Raw genomic sequence first — 16,620 nt, 5'->3', positions numbered from 1 at the left:
GCGAACTCGCCGCGCCCCCACGCCCCTCGGCCGCACCCAGATCAGGCGGGGGACGCCCAGTCGATCCGGTAGTCGAGGACCCAGTCGAGCGAACCACTGGGCGATGAACCCTCGATCTTGGCGGCCGATGCGCGGGCGCCAAGGGCGACGACGGCCTCAACCCGCCGTCTGCGCAGCTGTTCGTAGCGGGACAACGCCTGTCGTCCGGACAGATCGCGCAGGCACTTGGCCAGGGCCACCGCGTCCTCGAGCGCCATCGACGAGCCCTGACCGGACGTCGGTGTCGTAGCGTGTGCCGCGTCACCGAGAAGGACCATCCTGTCCTGCCACCAGGTCGGCACGGTGGGCAGGTCGTGGGTGGGCAGCGCATACAGATCGGTGTACGTCGCGCGGATCACGTCCGCCACGAACGCGGGAGATTCGGCGAATGTGTCAAGCAACCTCTCCGTGAGCACGTCGCGTTCCATAGCCGCGAGTTCGGCCCGGCTCGGCTCCGCCCCCCAGAGCAGGTTGGCGAACCACCACACGTCGCGCCTGCCTGAGACGGTGTAGCCGAAGAAGCCCTTGCGACTGCGGACGAACCGCAGCTGCGCGGGTTCACCGGGAGCGTCCACATCGGATGCGAAGCCGCCGAGGTTCAGCAGCGGAACGTAGCGTGCGGTCGGCGCGGCTGGATCGATGATCGACCTGGTCCGGGAGTGGATGCCGTCGCAGCCGATGAGCAGGTCGCCGGAGAGGGTCGATCCGTCGGTGAACCGCGCCATCACCCCGTCGGCTGTGGTCGAGGCGTCGATCAGCTTCCGGTCGTGCTCGATCCGTGCCCCCCGTGCCACCGCGGCTTCGCGCAGCAGCCGGTACAGTCCGGCACGCCGCATCGGCACGAAGCCGGACGGGCCGGCCACGCCGGCGAGCGACTCTCGCAGTGCGATCTGCTTGAGACCCAGCGTGTTCAGCGCGGCGAGGCCGTTCGGCGCGACCATCACCCACAACCCGAGGTCCTTGTCCTCTCTTGGCCGGGCTTCGCAGATGGTGACCTCGACGCCGATCGAGCGCAGCGCGACGGCGCAGGCCGGTCCGGCCACTCCGCCACCGATGACCAAAGCGTGCACGGCTGACTAGTTCCTCTCTGATCCGGTTGCGCGGGCATGCACGATCCGTCCGCCGAACAGGTCGGGCAGCAAGGGGTCGAGCGCATAGCGCGCCAGGCAGTCCTGCCAGCCGATGTCGCTGACGTGGTCGAATCCGGCGCCGGCCAGTTCGGCGGCGATCTCGGGCGGGGTGAAGTACGACTGCCACGGCTCCCCCATCCTTGCCATGGCCTCGGCCTGTGCTGCGAACGCCGGCCTGCGGTGCGGCGGCAGCGCGGAGAGGGGCTGGTTGTAGTCGAGGACTATTTCGGTCGGCGCGGGCAGTCGGGCCACGAAGCGTGCCGTATCCAGCAGCGTGTTCCTGCTCAGATAGGGGGCCACACCCAGCAGCAGGAAGAACGTCGGCGCGCATGGGTCGAATCCGACTGTCGCGAGCCCGGCTTCCGCGGTCTGGTCGGCGAAGTCGACCGGACAGAAGACGACCGAGTCCGGCACACTGATGCCGGCCTCGGCCAGGCGTTCGCGCTTCCATGTCTGAGTCGCTGGATGGTCGACCTCGAACACCCGCAGTCGCGGATTTCGGTTTCGGTAGGCGAAGGTGTCCAGACCGGCGCCGAGGATCACCACCTGTCTGGACAGCGCCGAAGCGTGCAGCGCGTCCTCGGCCACTCGGTGGCGCAGGGCCATGAACAGCCGTACCTCGGCGGGCATGGCGGGCGTGCCGGCCGGAGAAGGGCCGCTTTTCAGGCCACTGGTGATGGGGTGCGCCAAGGGGTCGGTGAACACGCGTGGCGAGTCCGCCACCTGGTGAACGGCACGTGCGTGCGCCGAACTCATCGCGGTGCGGCTGGGCCGGCCCGTCTGCATCACCGATCGCCTCCTGACGTTGTCACCCGTAGCCGGCGGGCGTGGCTGATCAGCTCTGAGCGTCTGTTGACCCCGAGCTTGACCTTGATCGACGCCCTCTGCGCCTCGATGGTGCGTATGGACAAGCAGAGTTCATTGGCGATCTGCTGGTGGGTCAAGCCGTCGGCGATCAGGCCGAGAACCTCGCGCTCCCGTCTGCTCAACGAGGCGTCGGGAACGGTGCGCTCGTCGAACAGAGCTGCGCCGAGAGCCGGATGGAGATATCGCCCGCCGCCGGCGAGCGCGTCGACCGCCGCGACGAGCTCCTCCGCGGCGGAGTCCTTGGGCAGAAATCCGTGCGCCCCGGCGGCTAGTGACTTCCGCGCCGAGTCCGGGTCGTTGTGCATGGTCAGGATCAGCACCCGGGTGGCCGGCGACACCACTCGCAGGGTGGGCAGGACTCCGAGGCTGAGGGTGCCGAGGAAGCTCAGGTCGAGCAGCAGCACGGTAGGGCGGTGCAGCTTCACCTGTTCGACAGTGCCGGCCAGGTCAGCCGCCTCGCCCACGATCCGGTAGCGGTCGGTGGCGAGCAGCGTACGGATGCCGCAGCGCACCACTGGATGGTCGTCGCAGATCAGGATGGTCGGTCGGTCATCGGGTTCTGGTGGCCTCATTGCTGGTCTTTCCCCTCCAGTACCGGGTTTCTGGGCAGCACGAGAGTGACGGACGTGCCGGTACGACAGGACTGGACGGCCAGATGTCCACCTGCCTCCCGTGCCTGTGCGTACACACTGGTCAAGCCGAAGTGGGAGCGGACGGTGGCCGGGTCGAAGCCCCGGCCGTCGTCGTGCACCGTGCAGACCAGCAGGTCCTCGCGTGCGGCCACTGTTACCCAGGCATGTTCGGCGTCACTGTGCTTGATGGTGTTGTGCAGTGCCTCGCGCACGGCCCGGTAAGCGATCGGATCGTTGCCCGTCCATCGTCCGGGCGGCTCGGTACGGTCCTCGACGAGAATGCGGATGCCCGTGACCGACTGGAGTTCCTCAGCGATCGCGGCCAACGCACGCGGCAGGTCCGGTTCCGGCGGCGTGGGCGGCGGCGAACCGTTGATCAGGCGGCGAAGGCCGGCGATCTCGCGGTCCATCAACAGCTGCAGGTTCATGCCCAGCTCGCGGGGCAGCGGGCCGTCCTGGGCGAGAGCCCGGTCCAGGTGGAGCCGGGCGATGGCCAGAGCCTGCAGAACGCCGTCGTGCAGTTGCTGGGCCACGAGCGGCGGCGCGCCACTCATCGCGGGCCCGGGAATCGTGCGGCGAACAGGCAGACCGCACCGGACCTGGCCGTCTCGACGTCGGTGAACCGGGCGCGCAACTGCTCGTCCAGATCCTCCAGTCGATCGTCGAGGTTGTTGAACACCCCGCTGCGGTTGAGCTTGGCCAGCAGCTTCGCGGATCGCCCGGTGTGGTGCGGGCCGTCGCCCAGAACGGTGCTGCCGAACACGCGCGCACCCGGCTGCAGAAACGGCATCACGTGGTCGAACACCACCGACTTCTGCCGCATGGATCCTGGCAGGCAGTGCAGCAGGAAGTTCATGCCGACCGAGTCGAACTTCGCAGTGCCGAGGGCGAAGGGCTTGAACGCGTCGCCGACCAGGGCCTCGGGGTGGTAGCGCCTGATTCGGTGCGCCGAGGTGGCGAGTGCCACCTCATTCAGATCCATCAGGGTAATGGACGGCGCTTTAGACGGAAACCGACATTTATTGATGAACCATCCGGTTCCTGGCCCGATGTCCAGATGGGATGAGCTGACCTGCCGACTGTAATGTGCCAGCATTCGGCCGCGCGGACAGCGCCACATGAGCCGACTCATCATACCGAGCACGAACAGGTCGTAGGCAGCCAGCATCGGACGCCGATAGAACGCGGCGGCGGTCTGAATGCGCGCCTCGATCGGCTCCGGAGATCCAGTTTGCGCTTGATTCGGTTCCATATCCTTTGTCCCGGTCAGTCGCGGGTCGCGATGATGAACTGGCCACCGGCCAGCCGGTCGTCGGGCCGCCCGTACCGCGGTCCCAGCTCGCCGCGCTCGGTGACCTCGACGGTCCAGCCCTGGCCGGCCACCCAGTCCCGCCCCTCGGGGCCGAGTCCGCCGCGGACCATGGTGCTGATCCGGTCCGCCCCAGGCGTGGTCAGCGCGGCGGCTGCGGCTCTCGGGTCCGGCCCGGGTTTGTCGGAATGTTCGAACACCAGCCTGCTGCCGGGCGCGGACAGCCGTCCGACATCGGTGACCACATGCCGCGCCTGGTCGGCGGTCAGGTAGGGGAGCACTCCCTCGGCGACCCATGCGGTCGGCCTGCCCGGGTCGAAGGTGCTGCCGGTGAGGCGCGCGGCGAAGTCCTCTCGGAGGTCGGTACGGACGACCGTGCGCGAGCGGCCGGCCGGCCGCGCACCCACGTCGGCGAGCACCTGGTCCTTGAAGGCGAGCACCGACGGTGTGTCCACCTCGAGGACATCGGCACCCGCCAGCGGAAGCCGGAACGCGCGTGCGTCGAGACCTGCCCCGAGGAGCACCACTTGTGTGCAGCCGCCTGACACCGCATCGCACACGAAGTCGTCGACGAACCGGGTGCGCACCACCCCCCGGGAGTAGAACAGTTCGACCCAGGCAACCAGCGACGCCCACTCGTCCGGGCTGAGAACCGCCTCGGCCGCGTCGACGAACGGCTGGGCGTACGGATCGTCGAACATCCGGTCCGCACGCCGGGATTCCAGAGCTCTGGCCATCGCCACCGCGACCGCGGTCACCCCCACGCCGGCCGCCGCCTCGGGCGGCGCTGCTGACACGTCCATTTTTCCGTCTCCTCGTATCCGGGAAACCAATTCAATGAGTGAAGCAGTGAATTCGAAATGGTGTCAATCAATTCTCCGCAGGCCGGCCACAGTTCATCCGCGAGGATGAACGCACCTCATTCCCGGGAACCGGACGATTCAGTTCTCTCGGCCGAGGGAATTTGGCAGACTTCTGAGTAGTCTGGGATTCAGGTTCGTCGTCAAAAACATGAAGGGAATGCCCGTGTCGACATTCACGATTCACGAGCTGATGGAGATCCTGGTCGTCAAGGCCGGGCTGCCCCGGTCCGCGGTCACCGACGACCCGAGTGCCACGCTGCGCGACGTCGACCTCGACTCGCTGGCGCGACTGCAGCTCGGGGTGGAGATCGAGGACCGCTACGGGGTCGAACTCGACGGGGCGCAGGCGGACACGCCCTTCGGTGAGCTGGTGGCACTGGTCAACGAGGGACTGAGCGAGCACGCGGGATGAGCGACGAACGACGTATCGCGATCACCGGGATCGGTGTGGTCGCACCCGGTGGTGCTACGCGGAAGGCGTTCTGGCAGCTGATCACCGACGGGCGCACAGCGACCCGTCGGCTGTCGCTGTGCAACCCGGCACAGTTCCGCTCACAACTGGCTGCCGAGATCGACTTCGACCCTCTCGCAGCCGGGCTTACGCCACAAGAGGTGTTCCGCAACGACCGGTCCGTCCAGTTCGCGCTGGTCGCCGCGGACGAAGCGATGGGCGACTCGGGTCTCGTGCTGGACGGCGGAATCGACCACGATCGGATGGCCGTGTGCCTGGGCAGCGCGGTCGGCGCGAGCACCCGCCTCGAGGACGAGTACGTGGCGACCAGCGACGGCGGCCGGGAATGGCTGGTCGATCCGAGGTACGGGTCCGGTTTCCTCTACCAGGCGTGGGTACCCAGCAGCATGGCCGCCGAGGTCTCCTGCCGGTACGGTGCGCACGGCCCTGCCTCGGTGGTCTCCACCGGCTGCACCTCCGGCATCGACGCGGTCGGCCAGGCGTACCAGCTGATCCAGGACGACATGGCGGACATCGTGGTGGCCGGCGCGAGCGACGCGCCCATCACGCCGATCTCGATGGCCTGCTTCGACGCCATCGGCGCCACGAGTACCCGCAACGACGACCCCGAGCACGCGTCCCGGCCGTTCGATGCGACCCGCGACGGGTTCGTGATGGGCGAGGGAGCGGCTGTACTCATCCTGGAGGAGTACCAGCACGCCCGGCGGCGAGGCGCGCACGTCTACGCGGAGATCCGGGGCTACGCCAACCGGTGCAACGCCTTCCACATGACCGGGTTGCGTCCGGACGGAGCCGAGATGGCCGCCGCGATCGACAGTGCGCTGGATCAGGCGCGGATGGATCCCAGCGCGCTGGACTACGTGAACGCGCACGGCTCGGGTACCAAGCAGAACGACCGGCACGAGACTGCCGCGTTCAAGCGCAGCCTGGGCGCACACGCCTACCAGGTGCCGGTCAGCTCGATCAAGTCCATGATCGGGCACTCGCTAGGAGCGATCGGATCCATCGAGGTGGCCGCGACCGCGCTGGCCATCGAGCACAACGTGGTGCCGCCCACCGCCAACTACGCCCACGGCGACCCCCTGTGCGACCTGGACTACGTGCCCAACATCGCCCGCGACCACCGGGTGGACGCCGCGCTCTCGGTCGGCAGCGGGTTCGGCGGGTTCCAGTCCGCGATCGTCCTGGCAGGGGTGCGCTGATGGCTGCAGTGATCACTGGCCTCGGTGTGGTCGCGCCAACCGGCACAGGAGCGGCGGAGCACTGGCGTGCCACCCTGGCCGGCGAGCTGGCGGTGCGGCCGATCGAGGCGTTCGACACCGGTCGCTATGCCACCAAACTGGCCGGCCAGGTATCCGGCTTCGATGTGACCGAGCATGTGCCGGACCGGCTGGCCGTTCAGACCGACCGGTGGACATGGCTGGCGTTCGCCGCCACCGGCCTGGCACTTGCCGACGCTGACTACGATCCGTCCGCACATGATCCGTACGCCACGTCGGTCATCCTGGGCAGCGGCTCGGGTGGCAATGAATTTGGCCAACGCGAGATCCAGGCTCTGTGGAGCCGGGGCCGCAAGGCGGTCGGCGCGTACCAGTCCATCGCCTGGTTCTACGCTGCGAGCACCGGGCAACTGGCCATTCGCCACGGCACCAAAGGACCGTGCGGGGTGGTGGTCTCCGACGCGGCATCCGGCATCGACAGTCTCGGCTGGGCCGACCGGGCGATCCGGCGCGGCACCAGTGCCGTGCTCGCCGGCGGCACCGAGGCCCCGATCACCCCGTACGCCCTGACCATTCAGATGTCCAGTGGCCTCCTGTCCACCGCCGCCGACCCGAAGGACGGCTACAAGCCCTTCGACCGGGCGGCCAACGGTCATCTGCCCGGCGAGGGCGGTGCGGTGCTTCTGGTGGAGGACGAGGCCGCGGCACGGGCTCGGTCCGCGCCCGCCGGCTACGGCGTGATCGCTGGTTATGCGGCAACCCAGGACGCGTACCACCGGACGGCCGCGCCGGACGGGCGCCATTACGCCCAGGCGATCGGATTGGCTCTGCAGCGGGCCGGCGTGCGACCCGACGAGGTCGACCTGGTGCTGGCCGATGGGGCCGGTCGCAGGGACGCGGATGCTGCCGAGGCGCGAGCGCTGTGCTCCGTGTTCGGTCCGCGTGGGGTTCCGGTCACCGCGCCGCAGGGCCTGGTCGGCCGCCTGCTGGCGGGTGGTTCGGCGCTCAGCGTGGCCACGGCGCTGCTTGCGATGAGGGACGGCGTCATCCCGCCGGTGGGCAACCTGGACGACCCTGACCTGGCATTGGGCCTCGACCTGGTAGGCCGGCCGCGCGAAAGCAAGTTGGACACCGTGCTGGTCACCGCGCGCGGACAGGGAGGATTCAACAGCGCTCTGGTGCTGCGGTCCTGCGATGCGGCCGGCGTGGGCGGTTCCTGAGGGCCTTGGCGGTGTGATCGTCCCCTCCTACCGATGCCCCAGCTCATCCAGCTCGGGATCGACTGGTGGGCCGGCGGGTGGGGTGCGGCGCACGCATGTCCGTCGGCCGCCGGCTCGCACGTATGCGCCTGCGGTGCGCTGTTCCTGCCCAGCCGGTGCGGTGCCGCGTGGCGGCGGGCACGGGTGCCGGCCCGGTCCGACGGTGCCCTCGGGCTCCACGGCGACGGTGCCCGCGTCACGGCCGGGGCCCCGCCAGGGCGGGGCGCGTCAACCACGGCCGCGGCGGCGTCGTGGTCCAACTCGTTGCCTGCGATGTCCACCGGACTTGCTCCTGGGCCGTCGCGAGGCCGCCACTGGCATCACGCCGCTCATGGCCCCGGTCGACGAACTCGTGACCTCCGAGCCCCGCCCCGGCGCCAGACGCGTCTTCCCTGCCGTCGGCAACGGTTCCCCACGTTGGGGAAGGAAGACCACCAGCCGTCTGTCCTGACTCAAGTCAGGCGTTTCCTCACGTGGTTCGGCTCCAGGCACTCGAAGGCCGCCGCAGCGCCCGCCGCTTGGCCAAGCGCCCCTTAAGCGCGGTGGCCCACTCTGGCAACGACTGTCACAAGGGGTGATCATGAGGCGTGGACACCGTGGAGAAGGCGCGACGCACGACGCCACCACCGGCGGACGACTGGTCGCGATCAGCGACCTGCACGTGCGGCATGCCGAGAACAAGGCGTTCACCAAGAGCCTCCGTCCCGACTCGGACGATGACTGGCTCATCGTGGCCGGCGACATCGGCGAGTTGGTCGAGGACATCGAGTGGACGCTCGACCTGCTGAGCGACCGATTCGCCAAGGTCATCTGGGCCCCGGGCAACCACGAACTGTGGACCCCGCGCGAGGATCCCGTGCAGCTGCGCGGCGAGCAGCGGTACCGCCACCTGGTGGAGATCTGCCGAAGCCTAGGAGTGACCACCCCGGAGGACCCGTATCCGGTCTGGCGTGGCGCGGGCGGTCCCGCCGCGGTGGCGCCGCTGTTCGTACTTTACGACTACTCCTTCAGGCCTACCGGGGCCACCTCGAAGGCGCACGCCCTGCGGATCGCCGAGGAGGCAGGCATCGTCTGCACCGACGAGTTCCTGCTGTATCCGGACCCCCACCCGAGTCGGGAGGCTTGGTGCCGGAACCGGCTTCGGGTCACCGAGGCCCGGCTGGCGGAGCTCGATCCCGGGATGCGCACCATTCTCGTCAACCATTTCCCCTTGGTCCGCGAGCCCACCCGAGTGCTCTGGCATCCGGAGTTCGCACTGTGGTGCGGCACCGAGGCCACAGCGGACTGGCACCGGCGTTTTCGCGCCGAGGCCGTGGTCTACGGACACCTGCACATCCCCCGGACCACCTGGGCCGACGGCGTGCCGTTCCAGGAAGTCTCGCTGGGGTACCCCCGGGAATGGGGCAAACGACCGACCGCGCCCGCCGGCTTGGTGCAGATCCTGCCACGAAGCACTCCGCCGGGCGGCCTCTCGTGATCGACGAGCTGCTGCCCGCGGCCGTCTCGGCGGTGGAGGCTTTCGGAGACACGGCTGGGCGCTCCGAGTTCCCTGCGGAAGAGGAGGCCATCGCCCGGTCGACGCCGGGACGCCGGCGGGAGTTCCGCACGGTGCGTGCCCTGGCACGGACGGCGCTCGCGGACCTGGGGGTGGCCCCGGCCCCCATCCTCCCGGGAACGCGCGGCGCCCCCGGCTGGCCGAGCGGCGTCGTCGGCGCCATGACGCATTGCGCCGGCTACCGGGCGGCCGCCGTCGCGCACGTCCGGCAGGTGACGGCGATCGGCCTCGACGCCGAGCCGAACCTGCCGCTGCCGAACCAGGGCGTGTGGGAGCTGGTCGCAGGCCCCGGCGAGCGGGCGTCCGTCGCCGCCCTTTCGGCCCATGTGCCTCATGTCTGCTGGGACCGGCTCGTGTTCAGTGCGAAGGAGAGCACGTACAAGGCGTGGTTCCCGTTGACCGGCCGATGGCTCGATTTCGACGAGGCCGAGATCGAGCTCCGCCCGGACGGGAACTTCGTCTCCCGACTGCTGGTCCCCGGTCCGGTCGTGGACGGTGTGCCGCTGGGCGAATTCCGAGGCCGCTGGATGATCCGCCGGAATCTGCTGGTCACGGCCATCACCCTCGTGACGGCCGGCGCTTAGAGCGGATTTAGGGCCGGGCGTCATGCTCACCGAACGCGATGTCGCCCCGCCCCCACGACACAACAAGGAGCTGCGATGAGCCAAAGCTATGTCCGCGCCTGCGCGCTGGCCGATGTGCCCGAGGAAGGGGTGCTCGGTGTCGACGTCGAGGGAAGCCAAGTGGCCGTCGTGCGCAGCGGCGGCGAAGTGCACGCACTGGAGGACCGCTGCTCACACTCGGACGTACCTCTGTCCGAGGGCGAGGTGTACGACGGCGTGATCGAGTGCTGGCTGCACGGCTCGTGTTTCGACCTGCGCACCGGCAACGCCGACTGCAACCCGGCCACCAAGGCGGTACGCGTGTACAGCACGAAGGTCGAGGACGACTCGATCTTCGTCAGCCTGCAGCCGGACAGGCAGGGAGTACCGCGATGACCATGGCCACGAGCGATGCGCAGTCCTGGATCCGGCGCTTCCATCAGACTCCGGCCACCACACCACGGCTGGTCTGCCTGCCGCACGCGGGCGGCAGCGCCAGCTACTACTTTCCGTTCTCCGCCGCGCTGGCGCCTGCCGCCCAGGTACTGGCCGTGCAGTACCCGGGCCGCCAAGACCGCCGGAACGATCCCAGCCTGAGCACCGTGCCCGAGCTCGCCGAGGCCATCTTCGGCGCTCTGACCGACGTGCCCGACCTCGGCGAGTTCGCGCTGTTCGGCCACAGCATGGGCGCGGTGCTCGCCTTCGAGGTGGCCGCCCTGCTCGAACGGCGGCTGGGAATCCAGCCGGTACGGCTCTTCGTCTCCGGCCGCCGGGCGCCGTCAAGGGTGCGGCACGAACGCGCCCACACCCTGAACGATGACGGGTTGGTGGCCGAGCTGACCACGCTCGACGGCACGGACTCCCGGCTGCTGGCCGATCCCGAGATGCGTGAGCTCCTCCTCCCCATGATCCGAAGCGACTACCGCGCCATCGAGACCTACCGGTGCGACCCCGGTGCGACGGTGTCCTGCCCGATCTCCGTGCTCACCGGCGACGCCGATCCCCGCACCAGCATCGATGAGGCGCTGGACTGGCGACAGCACACCAGTGCCGACTTCACGATTCGCGAATTCAGCGGCGGTCACTTCTTTCTCAACGACCACCAGGCAGAAATAGTCGAATGCGTCACCCGTGCAACCGGGTGGTGAATTCCATGTTGAATCCTGCCCACCGCGGTGAGCTGTGACCCAGGCGCGCACTGCCACTCAGCTTGCGCAGGGCGGCGGTCCGACGGAGGAGCGTAGAGGGTTTCGCGGAGGAGTCCGGCACGTGCACGGCCGAGGGATTCGCCCGTGGCGAGGCAAGCGCCGGGTGCGCTCGGCCTCTTCGTCATGAGCAAGACCGTGAACCCGGCGGAAGCACCGACTCGATGCCTGAGCCTTCGAGGACGAGGCGTGGTACTCGATGACACCGCCATGGCCTGACGCAGCAGGGCGAATGCGCCCGGTTGATCTGCCGGCCCCGCCGCGACGACGGTCGGCGTGACGGACGAGAGAACTTCGCGTGGACGAACTACCCCCTGATGCGGACCCGGACCGTCGACCGGGACTGGCCGGCCGTCCAGCAACCGCCCTCATGTGCCCCGGATCGCAACCCGGTCGAGGGCTCGGACGCGGCCCGCGCACGAGGAACCACCCCAGCGACCTCACCGACGGGTGCCCAACCGGAATCGGACCGTCATTATCCCGACGACTTCGTGGGTTTATTTCCAGTACTCGGCATTGCCCGCAGGACGACGCTGGCCTGGGGGCTTGCCTGGAGGCGCCCCTCAGGAGGCGAAAGTGGTCAATTCGCGGCTGTCGCGGACATCTCCGACGAGAATTGCGTGCTGCAGATCACGCAAAGCCTGACACGGCTCCACCCCGAGCTCAGCATTCAGGGTGCTTCGGGCGGATTGGTAGACACGCAGAGCATCGGCCTGCCGGTCCGCCTGATAGAGGGCCAGCATTAATTGCCGGTAGAAGGTCTCCCGCATCGGGATCTCGGAAATCAGCTGGAACAGCGGGCCGACCACCTGCCGGTACTGCCCCATGGCCAGGCGCGTCTCGATCTGGAGTTCGAGGCACTCCAGTCGAGCCTCCTCCGCCCACACCGTGAAGCCCTGGATGATCGGGCCGTCCCCGCTCAGCTCGCCGAGCGCCCGGCCCCGCCACAGCCCGAGGGCTGCACCGAACCCGCGATCTGCCTGCTCAAGGCGGCCCATCAGCAGATGGTTGCGTCCCGCGGTCATGCGTCGCTGGAACTCGCGGACGTCGAGCGTGTTCTCGCCGAGCGACAACTGGTACCCCGGCACCCGGGTCACCAGCCCGCTTCCGCCGGAGCCGGGGCGCGTCAGGAATTTGCGCACTTGCGATACATACACGTGCAGGGACGCATTGACCCGACGCGGCGGGTCCTCATGCCAGATTTCAGCGATCAGCTGGTCAACGCTGACGATCTGATCGGCCTTGATCAGTAACGCCGCGAGCAATGTCTGCACCTTGCGGGCGTTCAGGTACGTTTCGTGACCCTCGTCCAAAACGCGGATCGGGCCAAGTATTCGATACTCCACGACTCACAATCTCCCACCGTTATGCCGAGCAGATCCGGGCCAGCAGACATGTCAGTTCATCCGGCCCGGACCACACACTGCCAGAGAATTGCTCAATCCCGCATCAGGGAAATTACGTAGACGCCCGGCAAACCCGATTGACAGGAGGGTCGCTTGATATCATCATCACCCGAGGGTGATTTACGCTTTAACCAATGGCATGAGGATGTCGTCCACAATGGAGCCCAGATAATCGTCCGGAACGGTCGGGCCCTGGTGCACGACATAGTGCACGATCATGGCCGGACCGACCGTGGCGACCATCTCGGAATCGGCTCCGGGTCGGAGCCGGCCCCGGCCCACCCCGGCCCGGAGCACCTCGACGATCCTCTCGTGGCACGGGTCCATGACCCGCTGGCCGACCACCACGTGCATCATCCCGCCGGCCGCCTCCGCGGCCTCGCTCCGGACGACCTGGAAGACGGTGCCGTGCGTGACGGCGATGGCATCACGCACGCACCCGAGGAGCGCGAGAAAGTCGTCCCGTGCGTCGCCGGACAGCACGATGGCGGAGGGGTCGGGCAGAGCGCTGCTGAGCGCCGAGGTGACCAGCTCCTCACGGTTCGACCACCGGCGGTACAGCGCGGCCTTGCCCGTGCCGGCACCAGCCGCGACGCCTTCCATGCTGAGGCCGGCATAGCCGACGGTCCGCAACTGCTCGAGGGTCGCGGCCAGGATGGCGTCCTCCAAAACCTTGCCACGCCTACGCGTTCCCGAACTTCCCCCGTCCGCCTGCCCGTTGACGTCTGTCATGAACTCAACACCTCCGACCGGCGCCGCGCGCCGCCGCTTGCGCGCCGACCTTCACCCACCTATAGTGAACGCCACCGTCTACTTTTTAAATGGAACTTTCGCATCATCACCCATTGGAGGGGACTGTGTCCACCACATCCACGCGCGCCGGAGCGGCCGGTACCGGGAGCGGCGCCGCCCGACAGCGCAAGCCCGGGATCGCCCTTTTGGTGATCGTGCTGAGCCAGTTCATGGTCGGCCTCGACGCCACCGTCGTGAACATCGCGCTGCCCGACATCCGACACGATCTCGGGTTCTCGGCGACCAGCCTGGCCTGGGTGAGCAGTTCCTACACCCTTGCCTTCGGTGGTCTGCTCCTGCTCGGCGGGCGGATCGGCGACATCCTCGGCCGTCGCCGCATCTTCATCGCCGGTCTGGTCCTCTTCGCTGTCGCCTCACTGTTCGGCGGCCTCGCCAACTCGGACGAGCTCCTTCTCGTATGGCGTGTCGTCCAGGGCATCGGCGCCGCTCTGGCCGCGCCCAACTCGCTCGCACTGATCTCCAGCAACTTCGAGGACGGCCCCGAGAAGAACAAGGCCTACGGTGCAGTCGCCGGCTCCTACGCCGCGAGCCTGGCAGTCGGCCTTCTCGCCGGTGGACTCCTCACCTCGACGGTCTCCTGGCGCTGGGTCATGTTCATCAACGTGCCGTTCGCCCTGCTGGTCCTCGTACTCGCCCCGAAGTACGTCGTCGAGGCCGAGCGTCACCCGGGCAAGTTCGACCTCGGCGGCACCATCCTCTCCGCAGGTTTCATGACTTCGCTCGTCTACGGTCTGCTGCACGCCGCGGAGAGCGGCTGGGACAACGCCGAGACGCTGGGCTCGCTCGGCGTGGCGGTGGTCCTGCTGGTCATCTTCTTCGCCGTGGAGAGCAAGGTCGAGCAGCCGCTCATGCCGCTGGACCTTTTCCGCAGCCGCAACCGGGCCGGTGGCTACTTCAGCCTGGTCGGCCTCGTCGCGACCATGGGCGCGATGAACTTCTTCGTCAGCCAGTACCTCCAGGACGGCCTGGACTTCAGTCCGTTGACCGCCGGCCTCGCGTTCCTGCCGATGGCGGTGGCCATCCTCGGCGCCGGCACCCAGGCCGCCAAGCTCCTCGGCAAGACGGGCCCCAAGCCGGTCATCCTGATCGGTGCGGTGATGATCGGCGGCGGCATGCTGTGGATGTCGCTGGTCTCCGACTCGACCACGTACCTCAGTGGCGTGCTCGGTCCGATCCTGCTGTTCGGCGCGGGCTCCGGCCTGGCCATGACCGCGCTGTCCGGGGTCATCCTCTCCGACGTGTCGGGCAAGAACGCCGGATCGGCCGCGAGTGTCCTGGAGGTCATGCAGTGGATCGGCTTCACGCTCGGCATCAGCATCCTCTCCACGGCCTTCGGATCGGCCAGCCGTGACGCCGCCGCTTCAGATCCGGGTGACGCCCACCACGCGCTGGTCGAGGGCCTGGGCGCCGCCTTCACCGTCTCCCTGGTCTTCGTCGCCTTCTCGATCGTGGTCGCGATGATCGCCATCAAGCCGGCAGCCCCGCAGCCCGCGGCCGCCGAGGCTCCCGCAGACGGGACCGAGGCGTCGGCCTGACCGGCCTGCGTGCTCCGTCTCCCCACCGACACCTCCGGATCCCCGCCGGAGGTGTCGGTGTATGCCTTCCGTGGAGGGCGGCGACTCGGCCTTAACCACCCTTCAGGGCCGGTTTAGCGGTGCCGTCGAGGCTAGGTCCAAACACCCTGCCTGGCTTCGAGCCGCCAAGGAGTACACGTGAGTCGAACCGTCGTGATTTCGGGTGGTGGGCCCGTTGGCCTCATGCTCGCAAGCGAATTGAGTCTGTCGGGTGTCGAAACCGTCGTCATCGAGCGATTCACCGAACCGAGCGACTACTCGCGCTCGTTGACTTTGCACGCCCGGACCGCGGAGGTTCTGGAGCAACGCGGGCTGAACCGGTTCAGCCAGTACCCGCGGGTCGGCTCGTACAATTTCGGGCTCGTCGAGCTCCAGGACTACATCGACGACGAGAGCCTGCTCCCGCTGCTCGTACCGCAGCGGGAGATCGAGCATCTGCTGGAAGAGCGCGCGGTCGAACTGGGTGCCGACGTCCGGCGCGGTCAAGAGGTCGTCGGGTTCGAGCAGGACGAGAGCGGAGTCACCGTCACGGTGCGCCCCGCGGACGGCCCCGAGTACCGGATCACCGGCGCCTACCTGATCGGCTGCGACGGCGGCAGCAGCATCGTCCGCAAGCTCGCCGGGATCGGCTTTCCCGGCACCACGTCCACTGCCGACGGCCTGACCGCCGATGTGATCACCCCCGAGGACGTGGAGGAGTTCATCCACCCCACGATCTGTCAGCCCGGGATGTACGCGTCGATTCCGCTGAGCCCCGGTCTGCACCGGGTGACCGCCTTCGAGTTCGGTGTGCCGAAGACGGGCAAGGACATACCGCCCACCGTCGAGGAGTTCCAGGCGAAGTTCCGCAAGTGTGCGGGACACGACCTGAGCATCCTCTCCACGGGCGAGGTCCGCCACCTCTCCCGCGTCGGAAACGCCACCCGGCTCGCCGACCACTACCGCGAACGCCGGGTCTTCCTCGCCGGCGACGCCTGCCACATACATCTGCCGATCAGCGGTCAGGGGCTGAACACCGGCGTACAGGACGCGCTCAACCTCGGCTGGAAGCTCGCGGCCGAGCTGAACGGCTGGGCGCCGGAAGGACTGCTCGACACCTACGAAGCCGAGCGTCGGCCCGTCGGCGAACGGCTCTGCTGGAGCACCAGCGCCCAGGACGGGCTGCTGTTCCCGCTGGACCAGGTCGCTCCGCTGCGGGAGCTGTTCACCGAGCTGGTGAAGATGGACGTGGTGAACAAGCACCTGATGAACACGCTCAACGGGCTGGGCATCAAGTACGACATGGACCCGAACGGCCAGGGCGGCGAGCCGGCGCACGCACTGGTCGGTGGTCGCGTGCCGGTCGGCAAGCTCTCCACCGCCGACGGGGAGATCACCCTCTCCGAGATGCTGCACACCGCCCGCGGGGTCCTGTTCCTGCTGGGCGACCAGGAGCTGCCCGAGCACCTCGCGGCTGGATGGGCGGACCGCGTCGACGTGGTCCGGGCCGGGGCGAACCCCGAGATCGACGCCGCCACGCTGCTTGTCCGCCCCGACGGGTACGTCGCCCACGCGGACACGACCGGCACGGATGGGGAACGCCTTCGGGGCGCGCTGCTGACCTGGTTCGGCGCGGCCTCCTGACCCTGCCTCCCCCGTGTCTCCGGCAGGGGGCGCCCGTCTTCTCCGCACCAC

General features: G+C 68.4%; 17 protein-coding genes. 9 read left to right on the top strand and 8 right to left on the bottom strand.

Annotated features, from left to right (window positions below):
- Positions 1 to 41 precede the first annotated feature (41 nt).
- From OHT52_RS27885 to OHT52_RS27860, 6 genes are read right to left on the bottom strand one after another with little or no spacing between them, the layout of a single operon-like run.
- Positions 42 to 1,109, bottom strand: coding sequence for an FAD-dependent monooxygenase (locus tag OHT52_RS27885; protein WP_328722928.1), 1,068 nt, complete (start codon positions 1,107 to 1,109; stop codon positions 42 to 44).
- Positions 1,110 to 1,115: 6 nt separating this feature from the next.
- Positions 1,116 to 1,955, bottom strand: a complete 840-nt coding sequence (locus OHT52_RS27880) for a class I SAM-dependent methyltransferase (protein ID WP_328723928.1) — start codon at positions 1,953 to 1,955, stop codon at positions 1,116 to 1,118.
- Positions 1,955 to 2,608, bottom strand: coding sequence for a response regulator transcription factor (locus OHT52_RS27875; protein ID WP_328722927.1), 654 nt, complete (start codon positions 2,606 to 2,608; stop codon positions 1,955 to 1,957). The genes OHT52_RS27880 and OHT52_RS27875 overlap by 1 nt, the downstream gene beginning before the upstream one ends.
- Positions 2,605 to 3,222, bottom strand: a complete 618-nt coding sequence (locus OHT52_RS27870; protein WP_328722926.1) for a sensor histidine kinase — start codon at positions 3,220 to 3,222, stop codon at positions 2,605 to 2,607. Before OHT52_RS27870 ends, OHT52_RS27875 begins: the two co-directional genes overlap by 4 nt.
- Entirely contained in the window at positions 3,219 to 3,920 is a 702-nt protein-coding gene (locus OHT52_RS27865) for a methyltransferase (RefSeq protein ID WP_328722925.1), read from the bottom strand. Before OHT52_RS27865 ends, OHT52_RS27870 begins: the two co-directional genes overlap by 4 nt.
- A gap of 14 nt (positions 3,921 to 3,934) precedes the next feature.
- Entirely contained in the window at positions 3,935 to 4,780 is an 846-nt protein-coding gene (locus tag OHT52_RS27860) for an SAM-dependent methyltransferase (RefSeq protein ID WP_328722924.1), read from the bottom strand.
- 223 nt (positions 4,781 to 5,003) lie between these two features.
- Here OHT52_RS27860 and OHT52_RS27855 point away from each other — a divergent pair, with 223 nt between their 5' ends.
- The 7 genes from OHT52_RS27855 to OHT52_RS27825 all read left to right on the top strand — a co-directional run bounded on the left by OHT52_RS27855 (position 5,004) and on the right by OHT52_RS27825 (position 11,096).
- Entirely contained in the window at positions 5,004 to 5,252 is a 249-nt protein-coding gene (locus tag OHT52_RS27855) for an acyl carrier protein (RefSeq protein ID WP_328722923.1), read from the top strand.
- On the top strand, positions 5,249 to 6,514 hold the full coding sequence (locus OHT52_RS27850; RefSeq protein WP_328722922.1) for a beta-ketoacyl-[acyl-carrier-protein] synthase family protein: 1,266 nt from the start codon (positions 5,249 to 5,251) through the stop codon (positions 6,512 to 6,514). The genes OHT52_RS27855 and OHT52_RS27850 overlap by 4 nt, the downstream gene beginning before the upstream one ends.
- Positions 6,514 to 7,752, top strand: a complete 1,239-nt coding sequence (locus OHT52_RS27845) for a beta-ketoacyl synthase N-terminal-like domain-containing protein (RefSeq protein WP_328722921.1) — start codon at positions 6,514 to 6,516, stop codon at positions 7,750 to 7,752. Before OHT52_RS27850 ends, OHT52_RS27845 begins: the two co-directional genes overlap by 1 nt.
- A 619-nt stretch (positions 7,753 to 8,371) precedes the next feature.
- Complete coding sequence (locus tag OHT52_RS27840; protein ID WP_328722920.1) at positions 8,372 to 9,268, top strand: metallophosphoesterase family protein; 897 nt, start codon at positions 8,372 to 8,374, stop codon at positions 9,266 to 9,268.
- Positions 9,265 to 9,930 (top strand): 4'-phosphopantetheinyl transferase family protein, encoded by a 666-nt coding sequence (locus tag OHT52_RS27835; RefSeq protein ID WP_328722919.1) that lies wholly within the window; start codon positions 9,265 to 9,267, stop codon positions 9,928 to 9,930. Before OHT52_RS27840 ends, OHT52_RS27835 begins: the two co-directional genes overlap by 4 nt.
- A gap of 75 nt (positions 9,931 to 10,005) precedes the next feature.
- On the top strand, positions 10,006 to 10,344 hold the full coding sequence (locus OHT52_RS27830) for a non-heme iron oxygenase ferredoxin subunit (RefSeq protein WP_328722918.1): 339 nt from the start codon (positions 10,006 to 10,008) through the stop codon (positions 10,342 to 10,344).
- Positions 10,341 to 11,096, top strand: coding sequence for a thioesterase II family protein (locus OHT52_RS27825; RefSeq protein ID WP_328722917.1), 756 nt, complete (start codon positions 10,341 to 10,343; stop codon positions 11,094 to 11,096). The genes OHT52_RS27830 and OHT52_RS27825 overlap by 4 nt, the downstream gene beginning before the upstream one ends.
- Positions 11,097 to 11,716: 620 nt before the next feature.
- On the opposite strand, the gene OHT52_RS27820 is transcribed toward OHT52_RS27825, so the two are convergent.
- Both OHT52_RS27820 and OHT52_RS27815 read right to left on the bottom strand, forming a co-directional pair.
- Positions 11,717 to 12,499 carry an AfsR/SARP family transcriptional regulator gene (locus tag OHT52_RS27820; protein ID WP_328722916.1) on the bottom strand — a complete coding sequence of 261 codons (783 nt, stop codon included), beginning with the start codon at positions 12,497 to 12,499 and terminating at the stop codon, positions 11,717 to 11,719.
- 180 nt (positions 12,500 to 12,679) lie between these two features.
- Complete coding sequence (locus OHT52_RS27815) at positions 12,680 to 13,291, bottom strand: TetR-like C-terminal domain-containing protein (protein ID WP_328722915.1); 612 nt, start codon at positions 13,289 to 13,291, stop codon at positions 12,680 to 12,682.
- 125 nt (positions 13,292 to 13,416) lie between these two features.
- Here OHT52_RS27815 and OHT52_RS27810 point away from each other — a divergent pair, with 125 nt between their 5' ends.
- Together OHT52_RS27810 and OHT52_RS27805 are read left to right on the top strand one after the other, a co-directional pair.
- Positions 13,417 to 14,907: an MFS transporter gene (locus OHT52_RS27810; RefSeq protein ID WP_328722914.1), complete on the top strand. Its 1,491-nt coding sequence runs from the start codon at positions 13,417 to 13,419 to the stop codon at positions 14,905 to 14,907.
- Between the two features lie 177 nt (positions 14,908 to 15,084).
- A complete protein-coding gene (locus OHT52_RS27805) occupies positions 15,085 to 16,569 on the top strand; it encodes an FAD-dependent monooxygenase (RefSeq protein ID WP_328722913.1) in 1,485 nt (494 codons plus the stop codon).
- The last annotated feature ends 51 nt before the right edge of the window (positions 16,570 to 16,620 follow it).

The sequence above is a fragment of the Streptomyces sp. NBC_00247 genome, from assembly GCF_036188265.1.
In the GTDB taxonomy this organism is placed as follows: domain Bacteria; phylum Actinomycetota; class Actinomycetes; order Streptomycetales; family Streptomycetaceae; genus Streptomyces.
The sequence above is the reverse complement of the archived record's forward strand: the minus strand, read 5'-3'. Positions and strand labels throughout refer to the sequence as shown.